20 protein-coding genes are annotated in these 20,157 nt (G+C 47.6%); 13 read left to right on the top strand and 7 right to left on the bottom strand.

Annotated features, from left to right (window positions below; all coding sequences use genetic code 11):
- Positions 1 to 43: 43 nt before the first annotated feature.
- The 6 genes from MJ595_RS15960 to MJ595_RS15935 all read left to right on the top strand — a co-directional run bounded on the left by MJ595_RS15960 (position 44) and on the right by MJ595_RS15935 (position 2,940).
- Positions 44 to 712 (top strand): Bax inhibitor-1/YccA family protein, encoded by a 669-nt coding sequence (locus MJ595_RS15960; RefSeq protein WP_263078969.1) that lies wholly within the window; start codon positions 44 to 46, stop codon positions 710 to 712.
- Positions 713 to 776: 64 nt separating this feature from the next.
- Positions 777 to 1,169, top strand: coding sequence for a sulfurtransferase complex subunit TusD (gene tusD / locus MJ595_RS15955; RefSeq protein ID WP_263078968.1), 393 nt, complete (start codon positions 777 to 779; stop codon positions 1,167 to 1,169).
- Position 1,170: 1 nt separating this feature from the next.
- Positions 1,171 to 1,530 (top strand): sulfurtransferase complex subunit TusC, encoded by a 360-nt coding sequence (gene tusC, locus MJ595_RS15950; RefSeq protein ID WP_263078967.1) that lies wholly within the window; start codon positions 1,171 to 1,173, stop codon positions 1,528 to 1,530.
- Complete coding sequence (gene tusB / locus MJ595_RS15945; RefSeq protein WP_263078966.1) at positions 1,530 to 1,814, top strand: sulfurtransferase complex subunit TusB; 285 nt, start codon at positions 1,530 to 1,532, stop codon at positions 1,812 to 1,814. The genes tusC and tusB overlap by 1 nt, the downstream gene beginning before the upstream one ends.
- Positions 1,815 to 1,819: 5 nt before the next feature.
- Positions 1,820 to 2,134, top strand: a complete 315-nt coding sequence (locus MJ595_RS15940; RefSeq protein WP_263078965.1) for a TusE/DsrC/DsvC family sulfur relay protein — start codon at positions 1,820 to 1,822, stop codon at positions 2,132 to 2,134.
- Between the two features lie 164 nt (positions 2,135 to 2,298).
- Positions 2,299 to 2,940, top strand: a complete 642-nt coding sequence (locus tag MJ595_RS15935; RefSeq protein WP_263078964.1) for a deoxynucleoside kinase — start codon at positions 2,299 to 2,301, stop codon at positions 2,938 to 2,940.
- 241 nt (positions 2,941 to 3,181) lie between these two features.
- Here MJ595_RS15935 and MJ595_RS15930 read toward each other — a convergent pair whose 3' ends face one another.
- On the bottom strand, positions 3,182 to 4,285 hold the full coding sequence (locus tag MJ595_RS15930; RefSeq protein ID WP_263078962.1) for an enoyl-CoA hydratase/isomerase family protein: 1,104 nt from the start codon (positions 4,283 to 4,285) through the stop codon (positions 3,182 to 3,184).
- 302 nt (positions 4,286 to 4,587) lie between these two features.
- Here MJ595_RS15930 and MJ595_RS15925 point away from each other — a divergent pair, with 302 nt between their 5' ends.
- The 3 genes from MJ595_RS15925 to MJ595_RS15915 are packed head-to-tail and all read left to right on the top strand — an operon-like array spanning position 4,588 to position 7,312.
- Entirely contained in the window at positions 4,588 to 5,157 is a 570-nt protein-coding gene (locus MJ595_RS15925) for a hypothetical protein (protein WP_263078960.1), read from the top strand.
- 60 nt (positions 5,158 to 5,217) lie between these two features.
- Positions 5,218 to 6,819 carry a GMC family oxidoreductase gene (locus tag MJ595_RS15920; protein WP_263078958.1) on the top strand — a complete coding sequence of 534 codons (1,602 nt, stop codon included), beginning with the start codon at positions 5,218 to 5,220 and terminating at the stop codon, positions 6,817 to 6,819.
- 46 nt (positions 6,820 to 6,865) lie between these two features.
- On the top strand, positions 6,866 to 7,312 hold the full coding sequence (locus tag MJ595_RS15915; protein ID WP_263078957.1) for a DUF2141 domain-containing protein: 447 nt from the start codon (positions 6,866 to 6,868) through the stop codon (positions 7,310 to 7,312).
- A gap of 85 nt (positions 7,313 to 7,397) precedes the next feature.
- On the opposite strand, the gene MJ595_RS15910 is transcribed toward MJ595_RS15915, so the two are convergent.
- Positions 7,398 to 10,223 (bottom strand): insulinase family protein, encoded by a 2,826-nt coding sequence (locus MJ595_RS15910; protein ID WP_263078955.1) that lies wholly within the window; start codon positions 10,221 to 10,223, stop codon positions 7,398 to 7,400.
- 374 nt (positions 10,224 to 10,597) lie between these two features.
- Here MJ595_RS15910 and MJ595_RS15905 point away from each other — a divergent pair, with 374 nt between their 5' ends.
- A complete protein-coding gene (locus MJ595_RS15905) occupies positions 10,598 to 11,896 on the top strand; it encodes an inosine/guanosine kinase (RefSeq protein WP_263078954.1) in 1,299 nt (432 codons plus the stop codon).
- Positions 11,897 to 11,931: 35 nt separating this feature from the next.
- Here MJ595_RS15905 and MJ595_RS15900 read toward each other — a convergent pair whose 3' ends face one another.
- Positions 11,932 to 13,434, bottom strand: a complete 1,503-nt coding sequence (locus MJ595_RS15900) for a hypothetical protein (RefSeq protein ID WP_263078953.1) — start codon at positions 13,432 to 13,434, stop codon at positions 11,932 to 11,934.
- Positions 13,435 to 13,633: 199 nt separating this feature from the next.
- Here MJ595_RS15900 and pdxH point away from each other — a divergent pair, with 199 nt between their 5' ends.
- Together pdxH and MJ595_RS15890 are read left to right on the top strand one after the other, a co-directional pair.
- Complete coding sequence (gene pdxH, locus MJ595_RS15895) at positions 13,634 to 14,299, top strand: pyridoxamine 5'-phosphate oxidase (RefSeq protein ID WP_263078951.1); 666 nt, start codon at positions 13,634 to 13,636, stop codon at positions 14,297 to 14,299.
- A 16-nt stretch (positions 14,300 to 14,315) separates the two neighbouring features.
- The gene (locus MJ595_RS15890) at positions 14,316 to 15,245 is read left to right on the top strand and encodes a DNA replication terminus site-binding protein (RefSeq protein ID WP_263078950.1); all 930 of its coding nucleotides are present in this window, start codon (positions 14,316 to 14,318) and stop codon (positions 15,243 to 15,245) included.
- A 121-nt stretch (positions 15,246 to 15,366) separates the two neighbouring features.
- Here MJ595_RS15890 and MJ595_RS15885 read toward each other — a convergent pair whose 3' ends face one another.
- Positions 15,367 to 15,606 (bottom strand): GrxA family glutaredoxin, encoded by a 240-nt coding sequence (locus MJ595_RS15885; RefSeq protein ID WP_263078949.1) that lies wholly within the window; start codon positions 15,604 to 15,606, stop codon positions 15,367 to 15,369.
- A gap of 336 nt (positions 15,607 to 15,942) precedes the next feature.
- Between MJ595_RS15885 and MJ595_RS15880 the strand changes: the two genes are divergently transcribed.
- A complete protein-coding gene (locus tag MJ595_RS15880) occupies positions 15,943 to 16,488 on the top strand; it encodes a hypothetical protein (protein ID WP_263078948.1) in 546 nt (181 codons plus the stop codon).
- Positions 16,489 to 16,506: 18 nt separating this feature from the next.
- On the opposite strand, the gene MJ595_RS15875 is transcribed toward MJ595_RS15880, so the two are convergent.
- The 3 genes from MJ595_RS15875 to MJ595_RS15865 all read right to left on the bottom strand — a co-directional run bounded on the left by MJ595_RS15875 (position 16,507) and on the right by MJ595_RS15865 (position 20,139).
- A complete protein-coding gene (locus MJ595_RS15875; RefSeq protein ID WP_263078946.1) occupies positions 16,507 to 18,675 on the bottom strand; it encodes a GNAT family N-acetyltransferase in 2,169 nt (722 codons plus the stop codon).
- 208 nt (positions 18,676 to 18,883) lie between these two features.
- Positions 18,884 to 19,447, bottom strand: a complete 564-nt coding sequence (locus MJ595_RS15870) for a peptidylprolyl isomerase (protein ID WP_263322528.1) — start codon at positions 19,445 to 19,447, stop codon at positions 18,884 to 18,886.
- Between the two features lie 131 nt (positions 19,448 to 19,578).
- A complete protein-coding gene (locus tag MJ595_RS15865; protein ID WP_263078945.1) occupies positions 19,579 to 20,139 on the bottom strand; it encodes an SDR family NAD(P)-dependent oxidoreductase in 561 nt (186 codons plus the stop codon).
- Between the last annotated feature and the right edge of the window lie 18 nt (positions 20,140 to 20,157).

The following is a 20,157-nucleotide window of genomic DNA, read 5'->3' as shown; positions in this document are numbered from 1 at the left end:
TTGATATACTATAAGTACCACCTGACGTGAGGATATTAATAATATGGAACGTAAACCGGCAATAGCAACAGCCCATACCGCACCCGGCATTGGCATAGAAATCAATAAGGTGCTCCGTAACACCTATATGTTACTGGGCATGACACTGCTCTTCAGTGCCGTCACCGCCGGTGTTGCCATGGCCCTGCAAATCAGTCATATCACCGGCCTGGTTCTGAGCCTGGTGGGCTTTGGCCTGCTGTTTGTAGTCAATAAAACTGCAGACTCCAGCAAAGGCATTGTGGCGATATTTGCTTTCACAGGTGTACTCGGCGCGGCCCTGGGGCCCATGCTGAACCACTATCTGGCCCTGGCCAATGGCTCACAGCTTATTATGCAGGCCCTTGGTGGCACCGCATTAGTCTTTTTCGCCCTGTCCGCCTATGTGGTGACAACCCGAAAAGACTTCTCATTTATGGGAGGCTTCCTTTTTGTTGGCTTAATAGTAGCCCTGGTTGCAGGCATCGCCCTGATGTTCTTCCATGCCCCGGCAGCTCAGATGGCCCTGTCAGCGGGTATTGTACTGCTGATGTCAGGTATGATCCTGTTTGATACCAGCCGCATTATTCATGGCGGGGAAACCAATTATATCCGGGCAACTGTTTCCCTGTATCTTGATATCTATAACTTATTCATCCATTTACTGGCCTTGCTCGGTATGAGTGACGATTAAGGCTGATCTACTTATAGTTAAGCCCCGCTAAGCGGGGCTTTTTTTATCGCTCTGGAGTAATTAGGTGAAATTCGCTCTAGCCATTTATGGCTCTCCCAGTAATAGCCAGGCGCCTTTGTCTGCCTTGCACTTTGCTAAAGCCACCCTTGCCGCCGGGCATGAAATCATCCGTATCTTTTTTTATCAGGATGGTGTCAATACGGCAACAACACTCTCTGTCCCGCCCCAGGATGAACAAAACATTCCAAAGGAGTGGCAGTCATTTATCCGTACTCACAGTATTGATGCGGTTGTGTGCATCGCAGCGGCTCTGCGGAGAGGTATTGTTGATGACCGTGAGTCCACCCGTTATCAGCTAACCAGCAATAATCTGGCTGACACCTATCAGTTATCAGGACTCGGCCAGCTAGTGGAAGCCTCAATGGAAGCCGATCGTTTAATTACCTTTGGGGCATAATATGACCAGCTCACTTTGCATTATCTCCACCAAGGCTCCCTATCAGGGACAGGCAGCAAGGGAAGCCCTGGATGCTGTTTTTATTTCAGCATCCTATGATATCCCAACCTCCCTGCTGCTTATGGGGGATGGCGTTTATCAGTTGCTGGGCCACCAGGCACCGGAACAGCTTCCCAGAAAAAAACTCACGGCCCTGTTACAATCACTCCCTTTATATGGCGTGGAACATATCTATGTTGATAGCCAGTCCCTGGAAGAGCGTCATATTGCCACCACCCACCTTATCACCTCATTTCAGCTGGTATCACCGGAGAAGCTGCCGGAATTTATAAATCAACATGGCAAGATACTGAGTTTTTAATGACCACACTTCATCTTATCAACAAACCCGGTCAGCCTTTTACCTTATGCCAGCAGGCCCTGGCACCCGATGATAGCATCCTGCTAATAGAGGATGGCGTCTACTTATTACAGGCTGCCGCGGAACAGATCAAAAAACTTGCGTGCACAGTCTCCTGTTATTGCCTGGAAACTGATCATTTAGCCCGGGGAGTCACACCATCCACTTTACCGGTGACTGCAGTTGACTACGGTCAATTCGTTCATCTAACCACAGAACATGACAAGGTTATTAGCTGGTTTTAATCGTTATGACAGATTTGATACTTGATCAGGATGGCTATCTCAAAGACCTTACCCACTGGAGTCCCGAGGTGGCCAGAATACTTGCCAGACAACAAAATATTGAGCTGTCAGAGGCTCACTGGGAGATCATTGGCTGCTTGCAGGATTTCTACCACCAATACGAACATGCACCCAGCCAGCGTCCCTTTGTTAAACATATCGCCAATACCCTGGGTAAAGAAAAAGGCAATAGCATTTACCTGATGCAGTTGTTTCCCGAGAGCCCTGCCAAAGTAGCCGCTTTGATCGCCGGACTCCCACGGCCAACCCATTGCTTTTAATCAAGTCGATAGCGTTTTTCGGCTGTTGTAGTCGTTTGATTACCTATTGCGGGAAAGCAAGCCTCGCCCTAAAGTTGAGCGCCATTTTCTATGGGTTCTAGTACCACTGAATTGCCACCGCTCAGCGCAAGGTAATCATTGGACATCAACAGCCGGGTTCCTGAATGAAACAAACCAATTATTTTGTCGCTATCGAAGCCAATATTGCCGCTGGCAAGTCCACGCTCTTGCCAAAACTGGCTGCCGAGCTGGACTGGGACCCCATACAGGAACCCGTTGATGACCCCGAGTTTACCCGCCTGCTGGAAGCATTTACCCGCAACCCCACAGACTCCCTTCGCAGGATTGAGTTTCAGCAGTACATTACTGAGCGTCGGGCATCCATTGTTGAAAGCCTGCCTACCAACAGAAATTATCTGATTGAAAGATCCCTGTATTCAGACCTGATTTTCACCCAGGCTAACTTCCTGTTTATGGATCAGCCGGATGAACGATATATGCTGCACTATTGTGAAATACAGAAGCGACTAAAGGATTATCCCACCATCGGTGCTGTGGTATATCTGAAGACAACACCCGAGGTTGCCCATGACCGGCTGCTGAAAAGAGCCAGAATAGCCGAGAGCGGCACCCCCCTTGATTATATTCGCGATATCCATCATTACCACGAGGCCATATTGCCGCAGATTTGCCGGTCAATGAAAACACCACTCATTACCATAGACTGGAATGATTACGGCTGCGAACGGGAACTCGCCAAGACCATCATCGCCACGCTGGAAGCCCGGCAGACCCTTGCAGCTTAACGGAATCCGGCTCTGCATGCAGCGAGTCAATCAGCGAATCCAGAAAAAGTGTGTCCCGGGTCATCGGCACTCCCACTCTGGGATAAAAGTGGTGATCCAATAGCCCAGTCAAAATAAAAACACCCACAGAAAAAAACACTGTGGCCAATAGGTCCTTCATGAGAAATCCTTTTCTCGTTTAATATTTTTCATAGTGTCATTATTATTTTTTTAGCCCGGGTACTTTATACCCGGGTTAAGATCACATATCTGCCAGCGGGTGCTCTGCCTCTCCCCACGGAGGCTGGAAAAACTGCTCCAGGGCATCCGAGTCAACATCACGAACGTTATCAAACTGCCATTTTGGTTGTTTATCCTTATCCACCAATAACGCCCTGACCCCCTCATTCAGATCCCCCCTGAGGGCACAGTTCACTGACAGCACCAGCTCACTCATAAATGCCTCCTTCAGGGAAGCATGACGGGTTCGTTTTAACTGCTCATAGGCAATAGCCGCAGACAGGGGAGAACCCGCCAAAGCCGTGTCCCTGGCGGACATCAGCCAGGCATCTTCAGACTGCAGCGCCTCCAGCTGATCCATAATCACTGGCAGGGAGGGTTGGTCCATCAAGCCGGCAATGGTGTCACGAAGCGCCCTTATTTTTGAATAAGGTAACCAGCCTGCACTATTGTTTGTATATTTATCCAGTACGTTATAAACCGTCTCATAATGGTCACCGTGCTTCCACTCGGCACCTTGCAAGGCTTCAAGAACATTTGGACGAAAGGCATGATCAATAAAGCGGTTTGCCAATCCCAGATAAATGGCATCACCCGCATTCAGACGACAGCCTGTAAGAGCCATAAACAACCCGACCCTTACCGGCATTCGCCCTAATAGCCAGCTGGCACCCACATCAGGGTAAAGGCCAATACTGATTTCAGGCATTGCCAGAATCGAGGTATCGGTGACCACCCGGAAGGTTGCCCCTGCCATCAGGCCAAGCCCCCCTCCCATCACAAAGCCATTACTCCAGCAGATCACCGGTTTGTTGTAGGTATGAATAAGATAGTCAAGGCGATACTCCTTGGAAAAGAAACGCAGAGGGGCATCCTGGCCGCCCTCAGCCACTGTCTGACGCAAAATACGGATATCACCCCCGGCACAGAAAGCCTTCTCCCCTCTTCCTTCAAGGAAGACACAGACAATTTCGCTGCTGCTTTTCCAGGCGAGCAGTTTGTCATAGATTTCATCGATCATCGGTTGGTCAAGGGCATTGAGTGTTTTTTCAGAATTAAGAGAAATAACACCTATCTTCTGACCTTTATCCGTAGCAAGTTCATTGAACAGAACAGCTTCGTTCATATAAACACCCCTCCATAGCTTGCCCGGCAAGTAACCGGCGCAGGATTATGTAACCATTATCTTACAGGGGACATTGATAACCTGTCTTCCTGGTTCGGCATTTTTTTATTCAGGCGACAGTAAGCTAAAGCCTGTCTGCCCACGCTCATAACGCCACCAGCTTATGAAACATTGGTCATCATTTCAAACAATTAACCGCAAATATCCACTAAATTCAGCAAAAAATCACAAAAAACTTTATTTTCCCATGCATTTTGATCAACAATTCATGCACAACAAGACCTATAGCCATAAAGCTGATCATGGAAAAAATAAAAAATAATCAGCCTGACAACCTGTCGAGAAGAAACTTTATCCGTCAAAGCAGCCTGGGGTTAACCTTGCTGGCCTTCAGCGGCAGCTGCTCCCTGGTTATAAGCAACGATAGCCAGGCCTTAACCACCGGCAAGGATGCCTGGCTTACCCGTGAAGACCATGCATTCTTCTCGGCAACCCTGCCGGTTATTATTGGCGCCCCCCTGGCTGAACACAAAGTGTTAAACCTATTTATTCACACTATTGATACTTATCTAAAGACCCTTCCCCCTATTAGCCAGCAGGAATTCCGGGATCTTCTTGCACTGCTCACCTCACCGATAAAAGGTGCCATAACCGGCGTCTGGAAAAAATGGGAGCACGCCTCCCGGCACGCCATTGAGCACTTCCTGGAAGGGTGGCGAACCAGCTCCCTCGAGCTTCTCAAAAAAGCCTATGGCAGTTTAATAAACCTCAGCCTGATGCAATGGTACGGCCTTGAGCAATCCTGGCCTGATATTAGTTATCCCGGACCACCTTATAAGCATCAACTGATCACTCGCCCCAATAATTATTAATCAATGACTGATGGTTGATTGCTCGTTAAAAGTAAAACTGTCGTTATGGAGTCGCCACACATGGCTATAAAAGATATTTTTGCTGAAGGGATTAACAGTGGCCAATGGTCGGTTATCAACGCCGCCACCCTTGAAGAGGATCTTACACTGGAAGCGGATATTGCCATTGTCGGCACCGGGGCCGGTGGTGGGACTGCCGCTGAAATACTGGCAAAGGCCGGGTTGAAAGTGATTATGATTGAGCACGGCCCCCTGAAGTCCAGCAATGATTTCAATATGGCAGAAGGTGAAGCCTACAGTAGCCTTTATCAGGAATCCGCTGCCCGCATGAATAAATCTGGCAGCATTACCCTACTTCAGGGCCGAACAGTGGGAGGCTCCACCACTATCAACTGGACATCCAGTTTCAGAACCCCTGAGCAGACCCTGAATTATTGGACTGATTACTTCGATGTTAAAGACATCTCTGCCGAAACCATGCATCCCTGGTTTACCCTGATGGAGCAGCGCCTGAATATTGCCCACTGGCAGGCCATTCCCAATCACAACAATGATATTCTGCGAAAAGGCTGTGAAAAGCTGGGTTATAGCTGGAAAGCCATTCCCAGAAATGTCCGGGGCTGCTGGAACCTTGGCTACTGCGGCACAGGCTGTCCTACCAATGCCAAGCAGGGCATGCTGGTTACCACCATCCCCACTGCCCTGGATAACAAAGCCCGGCTTGTTTTTTTCTGTCAGGCACAACGGTTTCTGTTTCATAAGGATTCGGTAAAGGCTCTTGAGTGCCTTGCCATGGATAAACACGCCGCATTCCCCAATGGGAAAAAAGTATTTATCCAGGCAAAACACTATGTGGCTGCAGGAGGTGCCATCAACACCCCGGCGTTATTACTCCGCTCTGATATACTTGATCCCTATAACTTAGTGGGCAAACGAACCTTTATTCACCCGGTTGTGGCCAGCATGGCGCAATTTCCCCACAAGATAGCCGCTTACAGCGGAGCTCCCCAGTCCATTTATTCCGATCAATTCCAATGGCGCCAAGGTACGACCGACCCAATGGGTTACAAACTGGAAGCATTGCCATTACATCCTGCCCTGACAGGCACCCTGTTTGGCAGTCGTGGACGTGTCTTGACAGAACGAATGGAGCAATACCCAAATACCAATTGCCTGCTTGCCTTATTAAGGGATGGTTTCCATCCAGAGAGTCAAGGCGGACGGGTATTCATTAGAAAGGATGGCTCCGGACTGCTGGATTATGAACTCAGTGAGTATGCCTGGGCAGGAGCCAAACAGGCTTTGCTTACCCAGGCAGAAATCCAGTTTGCTGCAGGTGCCCGGAAGGTCATGCCATTGCACCAGGACGCTGGCTTTGTGTCATCCATGAAGGGTGCACGGGAACAGCTCAACACCCTCAAAATGACTCCATTCCTCACCCGGGTGGGCTCGGCTCACCTGATGGGTGGCTGTCCCATGAGTGAAAATCCGAAAACAGGAGTGGTTAACAGCCTGGGAGAGCATCATCATATTGACAACCTATCCATTATGGATGGCTCGGTCTTTCCCACCAGTATTGGTGCCAACCCACAACTATCCGTCTATGGCCTGGTGGCCAAATTTGCCAGTTATCTGGGTAAAAAATTAAAAACTGCCGCCTGAATTAAACTATTATTTACATTGGCTCGCAGATATGACTGGAATTCCAATGGGCACACTTAGAGGACTCCAAACCAGCCTGGCCTTTTTTTTATCAAACGTGGTTGGCACTGCCTTTTCATACGAAATTATTTTCACAGTCCAGAATATTCGAAATAACCAGGGTTACCTTATGGCTGCCCTGCACAACCAAAGCAACACATTCCCGGGCAAGGGCGGTGCCTTAATATACATCAAAGCACAAGCGAAAAAGGGTGTAATGAAGCAGAAATTCCTGGTGGAGACGCCGGGAAATTATGCCATATCAATTTTTCATGATGAAAATAACAATGGTGTCCTGGATAAGAATTTGTTGGGCATACCCACCGAAGGGTATGGTTTTTCAAATACTGCCGAACCTGATTTCAAAAAAGCCGTATTACATGTCAATAAAGAGACTACTGAAGTAACCATTGATTTAAAATACCCTTACAACCCCCCAAAGAATCAAAAGTAGAGTATCCCCCCAGAACCGGCAGTTATGGGGGGAAGGCATGGGTTTTTAATGGCGCAGAGGCCAGTCCGAAAAAAGCTCTTTCAACCTACCTTCCTCTGGGTAAATCGTTAAAACAACTCAAATCGTGGCAGACAGTGTCATCCACCAGGTCTTTTTTCGCCTGCTGATGCCCCTCACCAAATGAGCGAACCACCAAACGCCCCTTGCCTTCCAGTAGGGTAGCCAGGGCTTGTTGCATATCAGCCACGGTCATTTTGCTAATTTCCTCTGCAATTTTCTCCCGGTTATCAAAGGTCTCCTGACTATTGATAGCTTGCCAGAAACGGGAACCCCGCTCATCCAGATTGGCATCCCGCTTGAGCAGATCGCCCATCAGCCCCTGTTGATACTGTTTCAGCTCTTCTTCCGTCAGCTTGGCCATGCGGTCTTTCTGCTGCTTAAGAAACGTATCAACCCGCGCCTCCAGTCCCAGTGGATCAAGCTTTGGTGACTGCACCACAAAGATCATACCGGGGTGTTTTTCCACGGGTCGTGCGCCCGCCAGCACTACATAACCCAACTGCTGCTCCGTTCTCAGGGAATTGAAAAATGGTGTGGCCAGCAGACGTCCCAGCAAGGCATAGCGGGCCCGCTCATGGTTATCTGTTTCCGGACGCTGATAGTACGCTATAAACACCGAGTCGTTATGCTTGACATTCAGCTCATACACTCTGCTCTGATCTGTCAGAAGATTGTATGGGTCAGAATACCGCTCACCCGCTTTTTTCATCAGTGTGGCTTCAACCATACGAGCCAGGGCCTGGGCTTCCTGCTGGCTGTGATTACCATGAACCAGCATCTCGATATGCCCGGTATTGAAAAAGGCCCTGACATAACCAACCAGTGATTCAAAAGTCACTGATTCAGCCGCTTTCAACAGGGTTTCGTCATCAGGATAATTGCGATAAATCACCTGATTAAGGGCATCCATTCCCAGGCGATAGGGTGGCTGGAACGCCTTGTTTTTCAGTCCCCGGATTAACTGGGCACGCTCTTGTAAAAATGCCTGTTTATCCGGATTGAATTGCTCCACACCCGCCAGAATATCTTTAAGCAGCGTACTTTGTTTATCCTGATAGCCTGCCAGGCTGATCATCATGCCCTCACGACCTGCGGCAATGGAATAGTAAAGCCCTGCCTCCTTGGCCGGGTAGCCATATTCATTCAGGCTACGGGATAACAGTGCCCGGTAGAGCTGCAGCAGCACAATGCTTTCCGGAGAATCGGAAGCGGCTGGTGTGGTCAGTTTAATCCGGACATTGGCCCGGGGCATGGTAAAGCTGGTGTCCGTCATGCTCCAGACATCAATACCGGGTTTATGGACAATATGCCGGGGTTCTTTGACAGAAGCGTCCTTGTGACGCATCTCAAAATCATTGGCAATAAATGTATTGGGAGCAGGAATGGTCAGCCCTGCCTGCCGCTTCGGAGTGTTTAAACGCTTTACCAGCGCAGCATTCAAAGGCCTGACGCTGTAATGGGTATCAAAATAGGGTTCAACCTTATCGGTCTCCAACCCTTGGGCAATGACCACCTGGCGCAGATTCTCCGGCGTCATTTTATCAAGAAACTGACCAATCAGTTCCGGGTCATACTGCTCATAAAGGTAATTGGCATCCAGTATATTTTCAGCCGGTAAATAGTGCATTCGTGCTGCCAGTGCCGATACTGTTTGCTGAGGGCTTCTATCTTCCTGGAACCTGAATCCTAGCTGGGCAATATCATGACTTTCATCATAAAGGCGCTTTAGCAGGCCCTCCCGGCGAATTAAATCAAGGTAGTCAAATACCATAGCTGATATTTCATCAACCTTATCCAACCCCTTGGGTGTTAGCTCCATTCGAACGGCAAACTCGCTGTACTCGTTAGGTACATCACTGCTATAGGCCGCCAGTGAATCGATCAGCCCCTGTTCCTTCAGCAGGCTATGGAGGCTGCCTTTTCCTTCATACCCCAATAGTCTGGCAAGGTAGCCCAGTGGTTTCTTTTTATAGTAGGGGTAGACACTTTCCATGGGAAAGTTAAGGGACAGTACCCGGGTTTCTTTCAAAGGAACCACATTGATACGCACCCCCAGTTCTTTACTGGTATAAGGAGTGACACCAATGGCAGTATCCGGCGATTGATGAGCCGGCAGCCCTTTAAAGGAAGCCCTGCCCCATTTTTCCAGAGTGTCCGTACTCTCCTTACCATAAACCACTACCCCTATATTCTCAGCCACATAGTACCGGTCATAAAAGGCTTTAAGATCCTTCCATAGAGACTGGCCATCTTCATTATTAAGGGTCTCAAGATTACCAATGGAAAAACGACTCTTCGGATGCTCGGGATTAGACGTCGCATTGAGCGCTGTCAGCAAACGCCAGCCATCCTCGCGGGTATGCAGCTGGTATTCTGAATCCACGGCATGGCGTTCACGGTCCACATAGCTCGGGTCCAGTGTCGGCGAGACAAAAAACTGGGCCAGTTGATCCAGTGCCGGCTGCAGTTTGTCACTGTTAATATCAAAGAAATAGTTAGTACGGACATCCGCTGTATAGGCATTGGCACTGCCGCCATTGGCTTTTATATACTGGAAATAACCATCAACCTCCGGGTATTTTTTATTGCCTAAAAACAGCATGTGTTCCAGAAAATGAGCAAGACCCAGGCGATTATCCGGATCATTATAACTTCCTACCCCCACATCAACGGCTGCGGCAGCTTTATCCGTATCAGGATCGGATATCAACAGCACCTTGAGACCGCTATCCAGGGTTAGATGGCGATAGTCCCGGGTATCTGCCGGACTTTTGATAACATGACCTAAATATGTAGCCGGGGGGGCTATCTCCCTTTCAACTGGCATAGAACAACCACCTATTGCAACCATACCCACGACTCCCGCTATCGTTATAGCAGCCCGGGCCAAACTGGCTCTTAACATTAAATACATCCACCTTACATACTATCTATGGGCAACTCGAGTCAGGTTTTATTTCAGCTATGTATAAAATACCGATAGCTACCTGGCTATTTTTGCGTATTCCACTTCGATTCTACTGTAACTGGCTTGAAAAATGATTATGCCTGTAATTGACAGATAACCATAGGCTATCCGCTGTTCTTTTTATTTTTTTATGGAGAAATGGCAGGGCAGAGAATACGGTTACTCCCTACAGGTGCAGTATGTTATCCGGTGGCAATTAACCCTGATTTATTCAATAATCCGCGTCCTTACCAAACAACTCAATTGATTACACGCCCATGAAGTTTCCCGGCCGACGTAAGACAAAGCACTATTTTCCTGTCAATGCAGACAACCGTTTTGACCTGGAAAGCACTGTTTTTGGGCACGTCAACACGACGGTATGCGGCATCGACCAGAATCTGGTCGATATTACCGCCAATGTCGATACCTCATTGCTAAGTGATTTTGGCCTGGATAAGGGCGCGTCCCAGTGGATTGATAATGATACTGCCGACAGGCTCTATAAGCTTCTGAAAGAAAAGCAGCTGATTGAAAACCAGTATGCCGGGGGAACCATTGGCAACACACTGCATAACTATTCCACCCTGTCAGAAGACCGGGCGATCCAGTTTGGTGTTATGAGCCAGAACATTAAGGTGGGTGACGCCTCCTATCGTTACCTCTGCGATACCAGTAGCAAAGTGGACCTGACCTGCCTGCAGCCAGTGAATGGCTCCATTGGCCGTTGCTTTGCCCTGATCACCCCCGGAGGCGAAAGAACCTTTGGCATAAGCCCTGGCCAGATGAATGACCTGACGCCCGAGTATATCTATGATGATATTATCAAAAATTCATCCGCCCTGGTGCTGACGGCCTATACCCTGGGCAATGAATCCCTGCCCATTTATGAAGCCACCTTAAAAGCAGCACAGGTTGCCAAAGAACATGATATTCCGGTGATATTAACCCTGGGCACCCGAGGGTTGGTCTCTGCCATCCAGAAGCGACTGGTTCAGTTTATCTCGGATTACGTTACGGTGGTGGCCATGAATGAAGAGGAAGCTGAAGCATTAACTGGCCATAAAGACCCGTTACTGGCATCTGAACAAATTCTTGAAATGACCGATATGGCACTGTTAACTGCCGGACCCGAAGGGCTTTATCTCAGCGGTTATACCGAGCAAAAAATGGCTCGCCAAACGGATAATCCCATTCGGTCAGCAGGTGTCAGTGATTTTAACCAGTTTGAGTTCAGCCGTCCTCTAAGAAAGGGGGACTGTGAACACCCCATCAAGGTTTACTCCCATATTTCACCCTATATGGGAGGCCCGGACAAAATCAATAATACCAATGGCGCCGGTGATGGCGCATTATCTGCCGTTATCCATGACCTGGCCGCTAACCACTTCCACAGGAAGATTCTACCCACCTCCAGCAAGCACAAGCATCCCTGGCTAACTTACTCTTCATTCTCCCAGGTATGCAAATATGCCAACCGGGTCAGCTATGAAGTACTGGCACAAAGCTCACCTCGCCTGTCCCGCAGCTTGCCCGAGCGAGAGGATTGCCTGGAAGAGACTTATTGGGAAAAATAATTGTTCACGAGATAGCGGTACAACTATTATTACCGCTATCTTGGCATCATTAAATCCCCTTCTCTTTGATAGGTTGTTAATGGCAATTCAATAACTTCTCCTACCGTATTCTGCCCTGAACTATCTAACAAATCCCACATATGAGAGATAGATTTTATTTTATCATCAACAATAACATAGCCACCCTCTAATGATATTTCAGGTTTCTCATCCTCGATTTCAAGGCCTTCTCTAACAGGTAGATTTAACTTCCTTTCAAACATCATTATTTGCTCTTGTTTTAACCAATACTCCAACCTGTCATTTTTAACTATAAAAACACCCATCATATATTTTGAATGGCGTAACATTGGATAATCAATGGAAATAGAGCCAATTTTATACTGGCTACCACTTTCAAACCTTGCAGACTCCCTCCAACCACCATCAGGCATCCTGCTAAAAACATATGCATAGCCTTCACTGGCTTCTCCATTACTATATTTTGCAGTAATGATAACATTCCTATTATCCTCAGCATTCAAATCATATTCTATTAAGGCAACCCCTGGACGTGGAGGATTAATTAAAATGGCAGGGTCAATCCATTTTACTTCTGCGCTACCAGTGGCTACTTCAGCCAAAGATAAACTTAACACTTCACCCTGATTCTTTACCAAAAAGTAGCGATAAGTTAATCCGGTTATTGCATCAACACCCGTCTCAAATCTTTGAACCACACCAAGCCTTTCCCCCCCTTCATCGGATAAAATAGTATGACTATTTTTTAATGCAGGCATACTCTTAGCCACTTCCTCAACTTTTTCTATCACGGGTTTAAGAGCACTTTTCATATCCAGCGCCTGACAGGCTCTCACTTTCTCATCAGTTAAAAGCACAGGTTTTTCTTGCTCATTATCCCAGACTACAAAATACCTTGAATCATTCTGATCTTCACTTTCCATCCCCTGTGGTAAGGCTTTACCCCGAAAACATAAAGCGCCGTCATCTCGATACTCGGTATCACCCACCCCTCCACTATTCTTTAGTACAATATATCTTAAAGTATCACTTTCACACTTATTGAGAATATTCATACATCCATACTTATCTAGGTAATATAATCTTTTTACTGATTCTCCATCTAAAAGTTCCTTAAGTTCTCCATTAGATCTAGCTATAAATTCAGGAACCTTCTTCGACGGAAACAAAATATCTGATACAGGCTGAAACAAATCCATTATATTCTTATCAGATAGCAAAGCATCAACTACAGCAAGGCTACTGCCAGGATCAGAAAGTAAAAACCTCAATAAATACTTTCTCTGCCAATCTTGTACTCCTTTTTCTTTTGTACTCAGCGTATCAAGGCGACTCATAAAATCATCTTCATTTTCTTCTTCAAGGCATGCTTTAACCTTTAACCTCTTTGCTTTGGCCTGATCTTCAGTTGCCGTAGCACATTCATCATCATGCCCTCTTTTCATTGCAAAAGCATTATTAAAATTGAAAAGCCAAATAAACAACAATAAGAAACAACAACTCTTTATCTTAAACATAACAACCCTAACAAATAATCAAAGCCAGTTTTGTTTTAGCTGATTTAACTGGTATTTTCAATCAACACCAGATCAATAATCACAGCTTAAGAAGCTGACTAAGAAGTAGTGTCTGTAGCAACAATCTATTCCTGTTACTGGCAACCTGTGCGATGATTACCCCCACAAAGCGGCCGGATGTATAAAGGAGTACAAACCCGTGGATGTCAGCTATCTTAGAGAGGAATATACCCAGTCAGGTCTAAGCAGGGAAAATCTCCAGCATGACCCTTTTGACCAGTTTGCCTTATGGTTCAGGCAGGCTCAGGAAGCAAGGTTGCCGGAGCCCAATGCCATGAGCCTGGCAACAGTAGATTCTGACGGTATGCCCGGACTCAGGACAGTGCTGTTAAAGTATGTGGACAAAAACGGCTTCGTGTTTTTTACCAACTACGCCAGTAGCAAAGCTGAAGATATCACTAAAAACCCTCAGGTGGCACTGCTCTTTCCCTGGCTACAATTAGAACGACAGGTCATTATCAGAGGCAGGGCTGAAAAAATATCCAAAACAGAGTCCTTTCGTTATTTCACCAGCCGCCCCCATGGCAGCCAGCTGGGCGCCTGGGTTTCACACCAGAGTTCAGTGATCACCGGGCGAAAGCTACTGGAAATGAAACTGGATGAAATGAAGCGCAAATTTACTGAAGGAAAGGTTCCCCTGCCATCATTTTGGGGTGGATATCGCGTGGTTCCCGAGAAAATTGAGTTTTGGCAGGGTCGCCCTAACCGGCTCCATGACCGCTTTCTATATTCCCGGCAAACCCACCAAAATAACAAGACTGAAACCTCAGGGCCGGGCTGGCATATAGCGCGTCTGGCTCCCTGACAAGAGAGCTTAAGTTATGAGCAAGGAAACAGCAGCAAAACTTGCAGTTCGCGACACCCTTGTCAAACTGGTAGAAGCCAACCAGACCTTTAAAAAGGCTGTACTGGCTGATAGTCATCTGCCTGCCTGGGTAATGAGAGATGAGACCAGTGACTCTGATACCCAGAAAACCGACAGGGAACTGGCCGCAGAAACAACCACACGGCTAACGTATCAGCCCAACCAAAGTAAGCAGGAAACCGCCAGGTTACCAGGACTCATTGGCATATCACCAGAAACCTATCAGTGCGGCCTGAGATTAAACACATCAAGGGTTGAATTTAAACAGGCCATGGGAGAATACCGGAAGCTGTTTGGCGATAGCATTGAAGCCATTGAACAAACGTCCGAGGAGTTAAGGGAAGGGATACTGGGTGGCTTAAAAATCCACCATATTCACTTTGTTCAAAGCTACCGGCAACTGAAGCTTTTTGCAAAGCCACCCCGACGGGTTGGCTTCAGCTGGGCCGCCAGTCATAGCGGTACAGTTCGCCTGAGTGCTCCGGAGGCCATTGATCATCTCAGAAAAAAATACCTGGCATCCGGGGCCATCGGCAGTGATATCCAGGTGCTGGAGCAAATGCCCGAAGATCAAATAGTGGTCATTAAGCGGATACTGGCTCCACACCTCCGGGCTAATCTTACCTGGTCGAAAACTATTACTGCATTGCGACTTAAAGAACCGGAGAATAAAAAACGTTATCCCGGGCAAATAAACACACCCTTACCGCTATTTCTAACACTGGCTCCCGGAGAGCCACTGCCTGAATTCAACCGGATTCGCCCATTTGACCCCCTGGCAAAGCAAGAGAGACTACAGCGAAGCGATGCCAGACTGGTTAAAATCAGTGACAATCCACATTCCAGAATTTATCGGTATGAAAGTGCTGAGGTGAGTGATGGGTGATGGGGAATGGGGAATGGGGAATGGGGAATGGGGAATGGGGAATGGGGAATGGGGAATGGGGAATGGGGAATGGGGAGCAGTATAGGCTGCCACTCCCCATTCTCAAGCATTGAAAAATAACCTATGCCAGTTCTTTCAGGTAAGCATCCAGTTCCTGAAAGCCACCGATATATTGCTGGCCATGAAACACCTGTGGTACGGTTTTCACCGGCTTGCCTATTGTCTTTTCCAGATCTTCAGCGGTCAGGCCTTCCTCGTGAATATCCACATAACGAAAAGGCAGTCCCTTTCTCTCAAGAACAGTTTTGGCCTGGACACAAAAACCACAACCGGGGCGACCAAAAACGGTAAAACGTTCCATCAATATCTACTCCTGAAAAGTAATGAATGGCGTCACTATAATTTGTTGGTAGAAATTAATAAATTTAATAATATCTATCAACCCCATTTTTAATCGCTAAGTACCCAGCCTGATGAAATCCTATATTTCTGGCTGATTGATTAGGTGTGATGCAAGGCGCAACGACGGGCGCATAGTTGGCCTATGTAACCAGAGTTGCAACGAAGCAGCGCATCTGAGCAAGTAGTCAGAAATATAGGATTTCATCAGGCTGGGTACTTATTAACTTCCGGTACACGGTTGTCTCCAATATACAGGACTGATAATCTGATAGTGGATACAGCAGAGGAATTCACTATGCCACGGATCGGCATTCTACTGGCCTTGCTAACAATATTCCCTTTATCACTGCCAGCCAGCGCCACCGATCTTCTGTCCATGGCCCATAAGGCCGGGTTTAACCGGTGTGATTCAGCCATATTGGAAGAGTTTAAAGGTCTGTCAGAGAATGGCGAAGGTGTGGCCTCAACCGGTTATTTCAATAACCGAAGTTTCAGCGTCATGGCCACCTGGGGAAAGGATAAAGACAGTATCTGGAAAAACACCACCTTTATTAAATTTGGACGTCGCTGTCTGGCCTATAGCCTGGTAGGCTCAACCTTCCCCACTGATTGCACTTCCTTTAAATCCGAAAACCCCCAGTGGCAGGAAATCAGAAAAGCCGCTGATTTTACCTGGACCCAAAATCAGGGCGGGATCAATGCCCTTCTCAAGGACTTACCCAGTGGTGGCTGCTCAGTGACCTATCGCATCCACCAGGCCTATACCATTGACCCACTGCCACGCCCTTCTCAAAAAGCAGAAAAACCTGATAAAGAGAATAAAGATACAGGGAGTGGTTAATGGGGGTAGTATGAGTTCCTATTCCCCCTTTACCTCCCACTGCTGCCAATGACCGAGCGCCTTTCTTAAGGAGGACAGCGCCTGTTTTTTCCCTTTTAACTCCAGCAAACGGGCAGTCCCGGTCCAGGATTTATTTTGCAACACTTTTACCACCAGCAGCTCTTCTTCGAAACGCTCTAGTGCAAGACCAGACTGCCTGCCTGAAAGCACTTGCCAGACAATTTTTTTTATTGCAGCAATACAACATTCGTAAAGCCTTGCTCCCTGCACAAATGATTGAATATCCTGCCGGTCCATATCTGTCAGGTGACCACTATCTTTCTGAAGCCCCTTAAGCAGAGGCAATACAATATCCGCTTCAAGATTCCCGAGCACATCGGATAATAAGTAGCTGAACTGCTCTGAAAAGCGCTCCCTGGCCTGGGAGGTCATAGTCAACCCAGCCTCAGAAAGCGGTTTCAGCATCATCACGGAATGAACTCCACTGGACGCTTCCCTATTCAGCCCCAGTCGAACCGGCATAAGTCCAGCCCTTTTCCAGAAGGCCAGCAATTCCGGTGTAGCACCGAATACACTCCCTATATAATCAATCTTTCGCTGACTTAACTCCCTGCAAACCCCTTCAAGCAATCGCAAGCCCAGTTGCTGTCGCTGGAAGTCAGGATGTACTGCAATCCGTATAACCCTGGCCCCCTTTAAAAATACAGCTGAACTAATACCCACATGATTGCTTAGGGATTGAGGTATCAAATGGCCTCTAATCCTTCGCTGACCCAGCCAGATAGGCTTCTCCAGCGCTGATTCAATCATTCCTTCCATGGCAACAAGTACCGTTGCCAGAATATGCTCGCCAGCCCGTAAGGCATAGATCTCTATATTGGAGCCATCCAGCAGGTGCCTTAAATCAAATGGCCGGGTTTTATAATGGGCAAGCACTAAAAGGCCAAACAGCTCACTTAATAAACGATCATTACCCACTAACTGATCTCGATCCAGCTTTTCAAATCGATATCCCTGTTCCTGCATGATCGATAATTCATCACGGGTTGCAGGCATAGCCTTTAGCATAAGGGCATCAAAGGTAAATGTTTCCAGGGGGTCGCCCAATGCCCATCGTACAGGTTCCTCTATATGCATGGCCCGCCATTGCGGTGTCAATTGATTCAGGATTTTACGAAATCGAACCGCAAACCCCCGTCCCGTGCCCTCATAGCCATGGATAGTGGAGGAAAAAACAGTACGGGAATAGGACATTAATAGCTTTTGTAACAACGAGGCGGGAATGGCTGCCGCTTCATCAATCAGCAACAAATCACAGGCGTCCCTGGATCGAATAAGTTCATCGGGCGCCCGAAAAATAATCTGCCCCCCTTGCCACAGAACTTCATTTTTTTGTCCATCCGGGATTTGCAGAACCCCGGCCGCATGACAAAACACTTGCTCAGCTGCCACCAGAGAGGGTGCCGTTACAATAATTTTTTTAATGCCCTCCTGTATTAACTGGCCCGCAGCAATACCCAGTGCTGAACTTTTTCCCCGACCTCGGTCGGCAGTCAAAACCAGAGGTCTTTTCCTATGGCCTTGAGCTACTTTCTTTATTGCCTCAACAGCACTGGCCTGCCCCTTGGTTATACAGCCTTGAGCGTCGCTGTAATTGGCTGGGGTTCTAATTTCCGGCTGATCCACATAAAGGCCACCGTCTTCGCTTAGATAAGATAATCCTTGCCCACCATTAATAAGCCGGGCCAGACGCGCCAGATAGCGCCCGGAAACAGCCGCTTCACCCTCGGGATAAACGGCAATGCGCTGATGCTCGGGATCATTAAAACGATGCCATTGATGCAGGGGCGGCGTTAGTAATAACAATAGCCCTCCTGCTTTTACAGTGCCACTTAAGGCACCGAAGGCATCCACATCAAAGCCAGCCCAGGCATTAATGACAATCAGGTCAGTTTCCTGTCCCAGCCATTGTTTAGCCTGGCAGGGCTGAATGGTCTTTACCGGCAGGCCAGGCTCACCACCGACCCAGAGCATGGATTGAAGGTCTATCTCATTGATAGCGCTTTCTGCCTGTTCAAAACACCAGCGCTGTGAACCCGATAGGACCAACAAGCGGCGCTGCCTACTGGCTCTGGCCTCTTCCCTTAGTATTTTTACAATTGCCCGAATACTCAACGCCTGCTCCAAGGCAGATACTCCATTTCAGTTAGCAAGAAAAAGAAAACAGGCCCGCTAAGTGATATAACAAAAACCCGTTCCCGGCGTCTCAAGAATACCGCAAAAGACTCAGCCCAATGGGCTGTTTTTTTGGAACCACAAAGGACACTAAGAGTACCAAGAATTTGAAAAAACGCCTTTTGTGACAGTTTCCTTTCGCCGGCAACGCGCAGTCAGCCTACTCTTCCACCGCCTCAGGATCAGACCCGGCCTTTATAATTGCAACCTTGGTAATAAACACAGCTTTCTCAGGCACATCACTGTGGCCTTTTTTATACCCGGTATCCACTTTAGCGATTTTATCAACCACATCCATACCTGAAATAACATGGCCAAACACAGCATAACCCGGCTTACCCGGCTTATAATCAAGAAAAGTGTTATCTGCCTGGTTGATAAAAAACTGTGATGTTGCACTATCAGGATCACTGGTTCTGGCCATGGCAATGGTTCCCCGCATATTACTCAGGCCGTTATCTGACTCATTTTTAATGGCTTTGCCCGGGCTGGCACTGGCCATATCGTCCTTCATTCCACCACCCTGAATCATAAACCCCGGGATCACACGGTGAAAAATCAGTCCGTCGTAGTATCCACCTTCAACATAGCCCAAAAAGTTTTTGACGGTTATTGGCGCCTTGACAGGATCAAACTCTATAACAATATTACCCATTGAGGTATTGAGGCTAACAACCGGCCTGGTCTTTTCAATAGCTGTTTTTCCCGAACCCTGACTTTCTATAGCACTTTGCGGTTTATCTGATGGGACATCTGGTGTGACAGAATCCTTAGGTGGACTGCAAGCTGCTATTGCGAACAGACCCAAGGCCAATAAAACATACTTATAAATTAGCTTCATAATCAGTCAACTCTTTACCATGCCATCTCTGTACAATCGTAATTCCAGAAGCGCCCCGTACTGCCCAGCTCCATTTTATCAATGATGGCTCTCAGCCCTTCGGCAGATTGTTTCGCGGTGATCTCGGCATTGGGCCCCCCCATCTCAGTTTTAACCCAACCGGGATGTGCCATTGCAACTGTGATACCCTTATCCAGCAAGTCAACAGACAAGCTCTTGCCAACCATGTTCAGTGCTGCTTTCGAAGAGTTATACATATACCCTCCACCCAGGTTATTACCTTCGATGGAACCTAGCATAGATGAGATAAACAAAACCTTCTTCCCGGCACCCTGTTCAATACATGGCAGCAGCGCACGGGTTAGCATTAATGGTGCAATAGTGTTTATTTCCAGAACCTCCTGCCAGGCTTTTTTGTCAACACTCTCCAACCCCGGTATAAATTCTTCGACTCCCTCACCTCGCTCTGCTTTTGGCCCATACACACCCGCATAATGATAAGGCAAGTGTTTTCCGGGCACTTTATTTTGAAGAAATCTCACGTCCTGTAAACACATAAAAACCAGAACTTGCATAACCCCCTGAATTATGGA

The sequence above is a fragment of the Endozoicomonas sp. Mp262 genome, from assembly GCF_025643335.1.
Lineage (GTDB): Bacteria > Pseudomonadota > Gammaproteobacteria > Pseudomonadales > Endozoicomonadaceae > Endonucleibacter.
This window is presented reverse-complemented; position numbering and strand designations above follow the sequence as displayed.